The following is a 13,566-nucleotide window of genomic DNA, read 5'->3' as shown; positions in this document are numbered from 1 at the left end:
TTCTTAAATTTTAAGCATTGGAAATTACTGGTTCATTTTATCGAAGTCCATATAAAGATAATTCCAGCGATGTCCATCCAAGTCCGAAAACGCAAAACCATACATCCAACCTTGTATTTTTGCGGGCCTAGAAAATACAGTACCACCAACTGCTTCCACCTTTGCAGCCATGGTATTTACATATTCTTTACTTGGGGCTCCTATGGATATAAGTAACTCATTGCCTTTTAAAGTATCTGTAACCTTATTCAGTGCAAATTTTTCAAACCGAGTTTCTGTAACCATTAAAACGGATACACCACCAATTTTAAACCCGACCATCTCGGGGGCATCCCTTAGCTTTTCAAAACCAAGCTCAGAAAAAAATGCTTTTGTTTTATTAAGATCCTTAACCGGTAGATTTAACCATAGTTCTTGTGGCATAGAATAATAATTTTTAGTGTAAATCTAATTTCCGAAAAAATAATTTTAATTGTGCAGTGTTCATCCGACAGAGTTAGGGGTGATTGCGACAACTTTAGCCATGCTGCATGTATGAAATGCAAAGAAGCATTGGATTGCTTAAATTGAGGCTATTATATGGTGGCCTCTGCAAGTCTGATATAGCTCAAATTAATTACCGAATGATTTAGGTAAATTAGGTAGGGTACAAAAAAAAGTGATCATTTTGTGACCACTTCTTAATTTTTCTAGGATTGGTTTTATTAACCTATTACCTCAACGTTTACAGCGTTAAGACCTTTACGACCTTGCTCTTCTTCGTAAGATACTTTGTCATTTTCTCTGATCTCATCGATCAAACCACTATTGTGTACGAAAATGTCTTTACCTGAATCACTAGGTGTAATAAATCCGTATCCCTTTTCTTCGTTGAAAAATTTTACTGTTCCTTCTTGCATTGTTTTATTCGTTTTAATTGTAGTGTTGTTGTTATTAATCTATGCGCTCTACATTGACCGCGTTAAGTCCTTTTTTTCCTTCTTCAGTATCATATGATACTTCGTCGTTTTCCATGATTTCATGGATTAAACCACTGTTGTGGACAAAGATATCTTTGCCTGAATCTTTTGAGGTAATGAATCCATAACCTTTTTCTGTATTGAAAAACTTTACTATTCCTTTTTGCATTAGTATTGATGTATTGTATTGATAAAATAATTTTTATTTGTGGAGAGTGGTCTTGTATTTTTTACGCAAAGTATTGCAATAAATGGATACTTTGATTCTTAAATTTTATAAATAGAGTTTTGACCTATGTTATTACAAATATTGATGCTTAAACAATGACTTTAATACGATTAAACCTTAAAGCTCGATTGCTTACACGATTGCTTTTAAAAATTCCGGTACACTTAATCTAAGGGTAACAAAATGATCAGATCCTGCTGATTTTTTTCGATGTTTATTTATAACAAAAGAATTAAATAATACTTAATTCAATAAAAAAGAAAATGTTGAGGGAATAGCTCTGATTTAATGAACTATCGGAAACGTTGGGAGAAATTCTTAGAGGAAAATACTACTTTTACGTATACTGCTCACTGCCTTTTGCAGTGCACTTGCTTATTTATTGCACCAAACTATATTTTGGATGGCATAAAGGTAATGGTTTTATATTATAATAAACTAATTTATTTTGAAAATTTTTTGTAAAATTGGCACATTTCCTGATTTGGTTAAATTGTGTTGCTCTGGAAATATAGGATTGAAAAACCTTTAGTCCTGAATTGATCAATTGTAAGCTTTACAATCTCCTTGGTGTTGCTTGGCAAATTCATTTCCATTCATGGCTGCAGTTTCCAAATCAAAACAGGCTTGCCTAGGATTTTTTTTCATCATGCAAATGGCCCTTCTAGCCAATGCGTCATAGTGTTTGGGTGCCAGTTCCAGCACTTTGTCAAAATCTTCAACGGCCCAGGCATAATAACCAAATGTCATTAAACCAAAACCTCGGTTATAATAAGCGCTGATATTGTTGGGTTCCAGGTTAATGTATTCGTTAAGTGAAACGATCAGCCCTAGTCCGTCACCGTCATGTGCTTGGGCAATACCTTTATAGTAGTGTGGCGTTGCCTCCTCAGGTTTCAGCTTGATGGCCAAGTCCAGGAATTCAACAGCACTTTTATGGCGACCGTTCTTTATCATGGCTCTTGATAAAAATAGCAAAACATCATAGTCCTCAGGGGCGAGCATTGCGGCCTTCAATAGATTGTTCTCTGCTTCAACAAAACGTCCTTTATCCCATGCGAGCTTTGCAATGCCGGTATAAGCATAGGCATATTCCGGATCTAAGGCTAAAATTTTTCTGTAATCAGCTTCTGCTTTTTTCAATTCACCTAACTCTTCATAAGAACGTGCCCTAAGGTGTAGGGATTTGAGGTCTGTAATGCTTACAAAGAGTACCTTATTGAATTCGTCGATAGCTTTTTTATAATCACCACAGTTATAGAGTTGTTCTCCGGTTTTAAAATTCCCAAAACAACCAGTTAAAAGGAAGCAAATAAAAACAATACGTAAAGGCATAGGCATTAACACTTTATAAATATTAATTAATTAGTTTAATATAAGGGGTTAAATTAAATCTTGCAAGTTTTTTGATAAAATAAAGAGAGTAGACCTAATTTTTTAGAATAAAGAACCGTATTTACCATTTTACAGGCCTAAATATTTAGGTTTTTCTAGAAACTTAAGATAATCAAGGTTGTTATTCTAAATTTACCCAATACAAAAATATATTTAGCTGTTTTTGGTTGTACTGGTAAGGTTAGTAGCCATAGGGTTTTACTAATCCTATTCCTTTCAAGTATTCTCCTCCCTTTTATACAATAATTTAACATTAGGATAATATTTTGTTTGGTACCGTTAAAAGAGGTCCTGTTTTCTTTGTAGGTATGAATTTTTATGAGCAAAAATGGTTTCCATACCTTTTTATTCTTACCGGCCTGTTTGTTCATTTCATGGGTATTGAAGCATATAGTATTTACATTTTGGATGAAGCCAAAAATGCTGCTGCAGCTATGGAAATGTATCAAAACCGGGAGTGGGTTCTGCCTACTTTCAATGGCTTACCAAGGTATGATAAGCCGCCACTACATTACCACCTTTTTATTATTGGGTATGAAATCTTTGGAATAAACGCTATAGGTGCTCGGTTTTTTTCTGCCATGGCAGGATTTATATGTTTTGTACTTGTATACATTTATTCAAACAAGCTTTTTGGTAGAAAGGCAGCCTTTTATGCAGGTTTAGCCTTGTTGTCTTCCATTCATTGGCAATTGCAATTTCACCTGGCAGTTCCTGATCCATTTTTAATCACTTTCCTTTTTTTGACAATTATCAGCTATGAAAGGTATGTCAGCACGCTATTTAAAACCAGATATTACTTATATGCAGCAGCTTTGTTTTTGGCTTTTGCCACTTTGAGTAAGGGGCCTGTTGCAGTAGTTTTGATTGGGTTGACTGTATTCTTTTATATGGTATTGGACAAAAGACCAATAGGGTTTCATATAAAGCAAGTGGTGAATTTTAAGGCTCTTCTAATTTATTGTATCATTTCTCTTCCATGGTATGTCCTTATTTCCATCCAAACCAAAGGGGTTTGGTTAAAAGAATTTATCTTTCACCATAATCTTAACCGGTTTTCTTCAGCCATGGAAGGGCATGGTGGTGGGGCATTGCTCACACTTATTTTTGTAGCAGTAGGGTTTATACCGGGGATTGCTGCTTTAATACCTGCTATAATTAAAGTCTTTAAGTTACAGAAACCTCCGGTCATAATAGTTTTGGCTTTACTATTTACTACTGTTACCATAGCGTTTTTTATGGTTTCTGGTACCAAACTTCCAAATTATACAGCTCCTGTATACCCATTTCTTGCCCTTATGGTGGGCTGGTATTTTGCAAACCTTAGCCCTGGCAAATTTAAGGCTCCCTCTATCTTTGCTTGCTTGTTAATATTTATTATCCCTCTGACTTTATTTTTACCTCAATTAAAGCATGTTATACCTGAGATAAATGGGCTATCGATTTGGTTTTTTATACCTTCAATTTTAGGCTGTATTGGTCTTTTCCTGTGTTTATATAAAAAATATGAAAAAAGCTGGTTATTGGGTTGTTTGGGTTATATCTGTTTTACCGGGCTGCTGTTTTATGATGCCTTGCCTAATATTGATACAAAAAATCCTGTGTTTCAATCTAATAATCTTTGGGTAAATAACAATCAGCTATACTATTTTCGAGCATTTAATCCTGCTTTTGTTTTCAATAGTAAACAAAGAATACTATCCATTGAAGATCCTAAGTATGCACCCAAGGCCGGAGACCTAATCATAACCAATAACAAAAACCTAAATGAATTGGAGGAAATAGGGATCAAAGCTTCCAAAGTATTTGAAGGAGAAGATCTTTTTGAGGGCTCAGTCACAGTTATTATGCGTGTCTACGAAGAAGAACTATCCATTCGGCAATAGTCTCCATATAATTTATAAGCCTTCATTATATTTTGGAAAGCTTGTATTAGCAATATTAAAAATTTTCGGTAGCCTGAATAGAGCAAATAGGTTTAAAATGATTTATTGAAAAGGTTAAGGGTAGGTTTTCTAGGGAAAGGCTAGTAAGTATTGTGAACATCGTTTAAGGCAATCGATTACTTGAAAGGAAACAATTAATGATGAATTTCGAATAGGAATGGTTGGTTATAAAATGGGTTTGATTCAAAGCAATAAAGTTTATTTAATAGGGGAGAGGCCTATGATTGTTTCTTTATAGAGAAGGTAAAGCGCTAAATAGCTGCAGAGTGATTTAAATGATTGCTTTTTTGAAAGGATTGCTGGCAGTCGAGTCCGTTTAGTAGAATCTTAAATTAGGTCCTATTAGTTTAAGTAGGTTGACTTAATTAAAATTTTGTATTTTAGTTGGGATACAGTAAATTGTTTGTGAAAACATTTAAGTAAGCTTTAAATATTTAAAACAAAACCGAAAGTAAAATGTAAAGGCTTAAGTCCATTCCATTAAATTTTAGTTAACTTATGATTTTCTCTTTACCCTTAGGAAGTTTAGGAATAGTTTTGCCTTAAATATAAACGAAATGGATCAGCAATTACTAAAGGAAATATTTGAAACGTATTACTCAAGGCTTGTATTGTTTTCTAATCGTTATGTTGGTCAGGATTCTATAGCTGAGGATATAGTGCAAGAGGCTTTTGTAAAACTATGGGACAAGAGGGCCGAAATCCAGGACAGTTCCAATGAAAGCCTAAAGTCCTATTTGTACCACACGGTAAAGACCAAATCTCTTAATTTTTTAAAACATACTAAGGTGAAACAGGCCTTTGAAAATGATAACCAGCCGGAAGAGCATATCCTGCCTGTATTGCATACTATCCTTGAGGCTGAACTAATTTCGGAAGTCCATGCTGCTATAGATGATTTACCGTCGGAATGTCGCAAAGTAGCACGGGAGCTATTTATCAAGGGTAAAAAATATAGTGAGGTGGCAGAGACACTCCAAATATCAATAAATACAGTAAAATCACAGCGCCAAAGAGCCTTAACCCTTCTAAAGCCCCGTTTATCTGAGATGGTTTTTGTGTTGATATCCCTATATTATCCTTATGTTAAATTCTGATTTAATATATTAATTTAAAATTAAGTTCGGAAAATATTAAGGGTGGAGACACCCTTTTTTGTTTTTAAGTTGTCTTACCTACAAACAAGTAGAAAATTTGATTCAAGAAAAAATCAATTGGAAACATCTGGAGCTGATAAAAAAAGAAGCACTCCATGGATTGGAAAAATCCGAGCAAAAGCTTTTTGACCAATTATTTTCAACAGATAAAAAATTTCAGAATGCTGTTTTGCATGGCCGAAAAAGAAATGATTGGCATAGCAGTTTAAATAGACTGGACAATTTGGATACAGAAGCAGGTTGGAATAAGGTGGCAAGCAAAATTCAGCAAAATTCGCTTCAAGAAAAAAAGGTTACCACTTGGTGGCCATATGCTGCGGTTTTGGTTTGTGGGCTTTTGCTATCCGCTTTATATTTCAGGTTTGGAATAAATGCTGTTGAAGATGTTGGTTTTCAGGCCAGTAGCAGACCCATTCATGTACAACCGGGAGAAGATAAGGCAGTTTTGATCTTAGGCGACGGGGAAGAAATGGTTCTAGGAAAAATGGATAGCATGACTATCAATAAAAATAGCATGTCCATTCAAGTACACCAAGACAAACTGTCTTTTTCCGATGGAGAAAAAGAAAATAGTAAAATTGAATTCAACCAATTGATTACACCTGTGGGAGGGAGGTATATGCTAGAATTGGCTGATGGGACCAAAGTATGGTTAAATGCTGACTCAAAGATTATTTTTCCTTCCCAATTCGAAGAAGGGAAACGAGAAATAAGTATTCGAGGTGAGGTTTATCTGGAAGTTGCCAAAGATATAGAGCGTCCCTTTTTAGTGAATGTATTTAAAGAAAATGAAAGTATACCGGAAGTTAGTGTGGAAGTATTGGGAACTGAATTTAATATTTCTGCCTACCCGGATCAAGATTATATAGCAACTACCTTAATAGAGGGGGAAGTTAAGGTGGGTACTACAAATCAATATGTGAAGCTAACTCCCGGTTTTCAGGCTATAAGCAATTCAGTTGACTTGCCCATAAAGGTAAAGTCAGCGAATATTGCTTCAGTTATAGGCTGGAAAGATCGAATGTTTGTCTTTGAGGAGGAAAATCTAGAAGACATCATGAAAAAAATTGGGCGTTGGTATGGCGTGGATGTATCTTTTGCTTCATCAGTCCATCAAAAGAAATTCAGTGGTCAGATTTCCCAGGATCTAGAAATCTCAGCCGTTTTGGATCTTTTGCAATTGACAGGAGAAGTGACTTTCATCCTCAACTCAGCTAATAAGCTTACAGTAAAATAATTTGATACGCATATAAAATTAAAGGCCTATGTAAGAAGATTTATCCTTCCCCCAATTTAACGAAATGAATATAGGAGGTAAAAGTAACAGTAAGAATTGAGTGTAAGGAAGCAATCCACCTGCTTGATTCGAACAATATTGTTACCATTACCTAAATTAAAATAATAATTTACTTAGTTAAACCATATGCTATTGATCAAATTGGTAAATTCTATTAAACAGGATTTAAAACATTAGGAATAATAAAAACCTGAATGCTCAGGATATAATTCTGGGCAATTGTTAGGTATAAAACAGGAAAATAACAGCCAATCCATTAATGTGTAATTCTGTTCATTAGGATATTAAAGGGATTTACAGATACCTTGTCCAATTTTAATGGATAGGCTTGATCTCTGAGTGACCAAAAACAATAGCTAAAACAATCCAACCGACCGTATAATATGTATCGATCACTATCCAAAAGGAACAGTACCGGGAGAGGTATGCCTGCTAAATTAAGGTGGTTTTGCCAGATAACCTTAATACTGGTTTTATCAACCTATTTACAGGTTTTTGCCAACGTATTTGCTCAAAAACTTAGTATTCACAAAGAAAATGCCTCTCTTATTGAGGTGATAAAAGATATTCAGGCTCAGACGGGCATTAGTTTTTTATATTCATCTGATGTGCTAAAAATAGCCGAACCAGTAAGTATAAATTTTGAAAATGCCTCAATAACTGATGTCCTTGATGCCTGTTTTAAAGATCAACCTTTACACTATGAGATTAAGGACAATACCATAGTAGTCCGAAGAAAAAGCGAAGAGGTTTCCAGAGTAATTTATCAAGACATTGAAGGTGTTGTGCGTGACAAGGATGATCAAAGCCCTATCATTGGAGCAACAATCCTAATTAAAGGCACGGAAAAAGGAGTGATCACGGATCTAGATGGACGTTTCAAAATTAGATCCAATAATCTTCCGGTCACTATAGTGGTTAGTTATATAGGGTATCTTTCCCAGGAAATTGTTGTTAGTAATGACAAACCACTTGATATAGTACTGAGCCAAAGTGCATCCGATTTAGCAGAGTTTGTTGTAATAGGTTATGGAGAAACCAAGAAAGAAAACCTCAGTGGGGCAGTAGACATGGTTGGGGCTGAAAAATTAGAAAATCGGCAAATACCCAATTTAGGAGAAGGTCTTCAAGGGCTCATTCCAAACTTAAATATTACACGAAATAGCGGAAGAGCCGGAGATGGTCCATCCTTTAATATTCGAGGGCTTACCTCATTAAATGGAGGAAGCCCATTAATATTGGTAGATAACGTACCGGTAACTTCCTCAGAGCTTACAAATATCAATCCCTCAGATATAGAAAGTGTTTCGGTATTAAAAGATGCCTCGTCTGCTGCCATTTATGGTGCACGTGCAGCTTTTGGGGTAGTATTGATCACTACTAAAGGAGCTTCTTCTTCAGAAATAAAGGTAAATGGCAGCTTGGTCTATGGTATGCGAACGCTAGGGGATATCCCAGACATAGTAACCGATCCTTACCAGGCAATGAAATATAAGCACGAAGCGGCCTGGCCATTGTATAACCTTTATCCTGAAGAAAGCAGGGCTTATGCTTTGGAACGTTCACAGGATCCGAGCCTGCCTTCTGTAATCTTGAATCCTAGCAATCCTGATTACTACCAGTATATTGGTCAGACCAACTGGATGAAAGAAGTTTATAAAAACAAGAGTTCTAGTTATTCTGCCAACTTTTCCGTGTCAAAGAAAGACAAAGAGTTGAGTTATTATTTTTCAGGGGGTTACTACAGGCAAGATGGGATGCTTAAATATGGAAACGACAGCTATGAGCGATTTAATTTACGTGCCAAGACGGAAATGAAGCTTACCGATTGGCTTACATTGGGAAACAATACGGCTTATGCCAATACGACCTATGACAGACCTTATTATAATGAATGGTTGTTTTTCCATAATGTAAACCGAACCAATTCACTTGATGTGCCTAGGAACCCTGATGGAAGTTGGACTTCAGCCGGAGCAGAGATTTTGGGTAGGCTACAAGAAGGCGGAAGAAATATTGCCGACAATAACGATATTATGACCAAATTTGATATTAAAGCAAATTTGGTAAAAGACATTCTTCAATTGAAAGGAGATGCTACTTTGCGGAGGATAAGTTCCTATGGCAAAGCATATGACATGGCTGTACCTTATAAAACAGGACCCGATCAGCCTGTGCAGTTCAGAGGAGCAAATCCTAATTTTGCTCAGTCTAATGCCTCTGCTGTCAAACATACTATCTATAATATTTACCTCGATTTTGACAAAACGTTCAATACTGTTCATGCTTTCAAAGTTTTGGCAGGATTCAATCAGGAAAGCAGAATATACGAAAATTTATGGGCCAGTAGAAGAGGTTTGGTTACGACCAACTTACCTAGCATAGGTTTGGCAACAGGAGATTGGAATGGAGATGAAGGTTATTCAGACTGGGCTGTTAGAGGGGTTTTTTATCGCATGAATTATATTTTTGACGACCGCTATATAGTAGAGTTTAATGGCAGGTACGATGGCTCATCGCGTTTTCCAAAAGAAGACCGTTTCGGTTTTTTCCCTTCTGCATCAATGGCTTGGGTGCTTTCTGAAGAGGAGTTTCTTCAACCCCTTAAATCAAGCATACAATTAGATTTTTTGAAGCTTAGAGCATCCTATGGTACCCTCGGTAATCAATCGGTAGCAGATTATGGGTATATACCTTCCATGGGTTCCGGACAAATAGGGCAGGTTATTGGTGGGCAAAGGCCTCAGACTGTGTCTCCTGCAGGCTTAGTGGCTGGTTCTTTGACATGGGAATCTGTCCAAAGTAAAAACCTAGGAATAGACTTGCGTTTCTGGGATGGAAAATTGGGTGTTACGGCTGACGTTTTTTCGCGGTTGACAAAGGATATGTTGGTCAAAGGAAAAACCCTCCCTGCAGTGCTTGGTGCAAGCGAACCGAAAATCAATGCGGGAGACCTTGAAACCAGGGGTTTTGAAGTGAGGTTAGATTGGAGAGATGAAATAGCTATGGCTGGTACTCCATTAAATTACAGTGTTGGATTCAATTTAGGAGATTATCAGTCTGAAATTCTAAAATACGACAACCCTACGGGTTTACTTAACGACTATTATGAGGGGCAGACCATCGGTGAAATCTGGGGTCTTACCAATGATGGTTTTTTCCAGTCCGAAGCAGAATTAGACCAACTAGACCAGACTGCTGTGGGTTCTGATGACCAAGGGTATGTGTTTTATGTGGGCGACCTTCGCTTTTCTGACCTGAATGGGGATGGGGTGATCGACAGGGGGGACTGGACCTTAGAAGATCATGGTGATTTCAAGAAAATAGGCAATACCACGCCAAGGTATTCCTATGGTGCAGATTTGTCTGCAGACTGGAGGGGGTTTGACCTTAGAATGTTTTTTCAAGGTGTGGGGAAAAAGGATTGGTATCCCGAGGCTTCTAACCATTATTTCTGGGGAGTCTATGCTCAGCCATGGACAAATGTCCAGGCCCATAACCTGGATCATTGGACTCCGGAAACGCCGGATGGCTATTTCCCTAGAGTGAAATCATACATTGCAGAAGACAGGTCTGAATTGGGTATTCCTCAAACGAGGTATTTGCAGAATGCAGCCTATGTACGTCTAAAAAACCTAACCATAGGTTATACCTTTCCTAAAGCGATGCTCGACCGTTTAAAAATTCAAAACCTGAGGCTTTATTTTTCCGGAGAAAACCTTTTCGAGGTTTCTCATTTAAAAGCTAAACTTGACCCTGAAGTAGTAGGTGCAGGAGGAAGCAGCAATACCACCACTTATCCATTCCAAAGAACTTATTCTTTAGGAGTTAATTTTACCCTTTAAGTTTATATTCAAATAAATCATGAAAAAGACTATTTATAAATTTTTCCTAGTAGCAACCCTGGGAAGTACATTTAGCGCTTGTAATGATGATTTCCTGCAAAGGGATCCACATACGGACATAACTGCCGACCAGTTTTTCAATACTGCAACGGATTTGGAAACATATACCAATGGGCTCTATGCGCAATTGCGCTACTCTTATGAAGACCTTGGAACTGATAATATATCGCTTTATACCGGTAGTACAGAGACAGATCAGTTGCTTATCGGGAGTCTAAATGAAGGAAATATTGGAGGTTGGTCAGATTGGTCAGATCTTAGAAGAATTAATTATATGTTGAGCCGTGCAGACAGGGTGCAGGGGGATCAGGCAGAAATCAACCATTATATAGGTATTGCAAGATTTTTTAGAGCTTGGTATTATTTTGAAAAAGTAAAACGGTACAGTGATGTTCCTTGGTACACCATTGACCTTACTGACAATGCTGAAGAACTCTTGTACAAGACGCAAGATTCAAGAGTGGATGTTATGGACAAGGTATTGGAGGACCTTAACTTTGCTGTCGCAAATATCCTACCGGGAAGTGACAAAACCAAAATAACGAATGAGGCAGCACTTCTGTTATTAAGCAGAGTATCTTTGTTTGAAGGTACATTTAGGAAATACCATGAGGAATTGAACCTTGGGGCTACAGCTAATGATTGGTTAAATGTATCCATGGAAGCCTCCAAGAAATTGATAGATGCCGGTTCACTGGAAATTTACAATACCGGAAATGTGGCGGAAGACTACAGCGGAATTTTCAGAAGTGCAGATTTATCCGCTAATCATGAAATGATTCTTTATGCAGATGCAGACCAAAAACTAGGTGTGGGAAATAATTCTCACGTAGTATACAATTGGCAATGGTCATTGAGTAAAAACCTTGTGGACAGTTACCTTATGACAGATGGTACTTTTTTTAGTAAGGTTCCGGGATGGGACAAAAAGGGTTTTGTAGAGGTATTTGAAAATCGTGACCCAAGAATGAAGGCAACAATAGCCTACCCAGGTTTTAAAACAACTGATGATGGAGAACCAGCCAGAACCAGTCCCAATTTTGGTGGGTACATGCAGGCAAAATTCTATCCCGAGGAGGCTTTAAGGTTAGGCTGGAACCTGAATTTTACAGATTTGCCCATATTCAGGTTTGCAGAAGCCCTATTGAATTTTGCTGAAGCCAAAGCGGAATTAGGCTTGCTTACACAAGATGATTTGAACAAATCAGTGAATCTCCTGAGAGCCAGGGCAGGGATGCCTGACATGCAAATGGATAAGTTATCAATAGATGAGCTTATTGCTTCCAGATACCCTCAAATTGCAGGAAATGCAGTATTATTGGAGATTAGAAGAGAAAGAAGGGTGGAATTGGCCTGTGAAGGCCTGCGATATCAGGATATCTTAAGATGGGCAGCAGGGGAAGTATATGACGGAGGCCAACAAGGAATGTATGTCCCCCAATTGGGAGCATTTGATGTCACAGGTGATGGTCTGCAAGACATTGCCATTTTAGAAGCTCCAGGAATGGAATCTCCACTCGATGAATTATCTACAGAAGTAAAAGAAAATTTGTCCATGTATTATTTAAAAGATGAAAACGGATCAGCCCAGAGCTTTTACTTGTCAGAAGGAGACCATGGTTTTATTAATTTTACAAAGAATAAGAATAATGTCCCTCAATTTATTGGTCCAAAATACTATTATCGTCCCTTGCCCCAACAACAGTTAATCTTAAATAGCAATTTAGTTCAAAATCAATTTTGGAAATAAAATAATGATGAATAGAAGAAAATTTTTAAGAAATACATCAACAGTGGTTGCAGCGAGTGCTGCACCTGCTGTTGCTATAGGAAAGCCCAAACCGGTACTCACCGTGGCACATATCACAGATGTTCACATTACTTCTGGAAATGACATTCCTGAAAGGGCCATAACTTATCTCAAGGAAGTTACAGACCATAAACCTGACTTTATTCTTAATGGAGGAGACTCCATTATGGATGCATCCTACGATGGTACAAGTCGAGAGAAAGTAATTCAGCAATGGGAAGTATGGGATAAATTCAGAAATAGTGCTTCAGCTTTTGAAATGTACAGTTGTATAGGTAACCATGATCCATGGTGGGATGTAGAAAATAAGGAAGAGGATGAAATGTATGGCATTCCCTATGTGGTTAAGCGACTTGGAATTCCTCACAGGTATTATAGTTTTAGAAAAAGAGGATGGCATTTCATAGTGCTGGATGGTAACAACAAAGGAACCACATTGGACGAAGAACAATATCAATGGCTTGAAAAAGAATTGGAGCAATTAGCTTCCAATACTCCTGTCTTATTGATGTCTCATTACCCAATCTTATCTGTAACCGGTTCTTGGGAAGGAGGCCAGCACGGAGATCTGGTGAAACTTAAGGCTTTGTTTCATAAATACAAAGATAAGGTAAAGGTTTGTCTTGGAGGACACCAGCACCTTTTAGACAGTGTTTGGTACAATGATGTCAAATATTTCTGCAATGGCTCCATGAGTGGCTATTGGTGGGGAGAAGGAGATGAACGCTCTTCCAATGCTTTTTATTACCAGGAAACACCACCCGGATTTGCCATATTAAAGCTGTATTCGGATGGTTCACTGGAGAATAACTATTATTCCCTATTGGACAATCAAAAAATAATCTAGTTCAAGACGAAAGAAAAAAAT

General features: G+C 37.3%; 10 protein-coding genes. 6 read left to right on the top strand and 4 right to left on the bottom strand.

Annotation, left to right across the window (positions count from 1 at the left end):
• Window positions 1-24: 24 nt before the first annotated feature.
• The 4 genes from ACYVHJ_RS08275 to ACYVHJ_RS08260 form a co-directional block, all read right to left on the bottom strand.
• Window positions 25-423: a VOC family protein gene (locus ACYVHJ_RS08275; RefSeq protein ID WP_339900795.1), complete on the bottom strand. Its 399-nt coding sequence runs from the start codon at window positions 421-423 to the stop codon at window positions 25-27.
• Window positions 424-704: 281 nt separating this feature from the next.
• Window positions 705-899, bottom strand: a complete 195-nt coding sequence (locus ACYVHJ_RS08270) for a cold-shock protein (protein ID WP_014022331.1) — start codon at window positions 897-899, stop codon at window positions 705-707.
• A 34-nt stretch (window positions 900-933) separates the two neighbouring features.
• On the bottom strand, window positions 934-1,128 hold the full coding sequence (locus ACYVHJ_RS08265; protein ID WP_460513993.1) for a cold-shock protein: 195 nt from the start codon (window positions 1,126-1,128) through the stop codon (window positions 934-936).
• 603 nt (window positions 1,129-1,731) lie between these two features.
• Window positions 1,732-2,523, bottom strand: a complete 792-nt coding sequence (locus ACYVHJ_RS08260) for a tetratricopeptide repeat protein (RefSeq protein WP_460513991.1) — start codon at window positions 2,521-2,523, stop codon at window positions 1,732-1,734.
• Between the two features lie 326 nt (window positions 2,524-2,849).
• Between ACYVHJ_RS08260 and ACYVHJ_RS08255 the strand changes: the two genes are divergently transcribed.
• The 6 genes from ACYVHJ_RS08255 to ACYVHJ_RS08230 all read left to right on the top strand — a co-directional run bounded on the left by ACYVHJ_RS08255 (window position 2,850) and on the right by ACYVHJ_RS08230 (window position 13,545).
• Entirely contained in the window at window positions 2,850-4,469 is a 1,620-nt protein-coding gene (locus ACYVHJ_RS08255) for an ArnT family glycosyltransferase (protein ID WP_460513989.1), read from the top strand.
• Between the two features lie 617 nt (window positions 4,470-5,086).
• Window positions 5,087-5,626 (top strand): sigma-70 family RNA polymerase sigma factor, encoded by a 540-nt coding sequence (locus tag ACYVHJ_RS08250; protein ID WP_460513987.1) that lies wholly within the window; start codon window positions 5,087-5,089, stop codon window positions 5,624-5,626.
• Window positions 5,627-5,723: 97 nt separating this feature from the next.
• Window positions 5,724-6,923: a FecR family protein gene (locus ACYVHJ_RS08245; RefSeq protein WP_460513985.1), complete on the top strand. Its 1,200-nt coding sequence runs from the start codon at window positions 5,724-5,726 to the stop codon at window positions 6,921-6,923.
• 443 nt (window positions 6,924-7,366) lie between these two features.
• On the top strand, window positions 7,367-10,828 hold the full coding sequence (locus ACYVHJ_RS08240; RefSeq protein WP_460513983.1) for a TonB-dependent receptor: 3,462 nt from the start codon (window positions 7,367-7,369) through the stop codon (window positions 10,826-10,828).
• A 19-nt stretch (window positions 10,829-10,847) separates the two neighbouring features.
• The gene (locus ACYVHJ_RS08235) at window positions 10,848-12,638 is read left to right on the top strand and encodes a RagB/SusD family nutrient uptake outer membrane protein (protein WP_460513981.1); all 1,791 of its coding nucleotides are present in this window, start codon (window positions 10,848-10,850) and stop codon (window positions 12,636-12,638) included.
• 4 nt (window positions 12,639-12,642) lie between these two features.
• Window positions 12,643-13,545: a metallophosphoesterase family protein gene (locus ACYVHJ_RS08230; RefSeq protein WP_460513978.1), complete on the top strand. Its 903-nt coding sequence runs from the start codon at window positions 12,643-12,645 to the stop codon at window positions 13,543-13,545.
• The last annotated feature ends 21 nt before the right edge of the window (window positions 13,546-13,566 follow it).

The organism is Cyclobacterium sediminis (assembly GCF_054781075.1).
The sequence above is the reverse complement of the archived record's forward strand: the minus strand, read 5'-3'. Positions and strand labels throughout refer to the sequence as shown.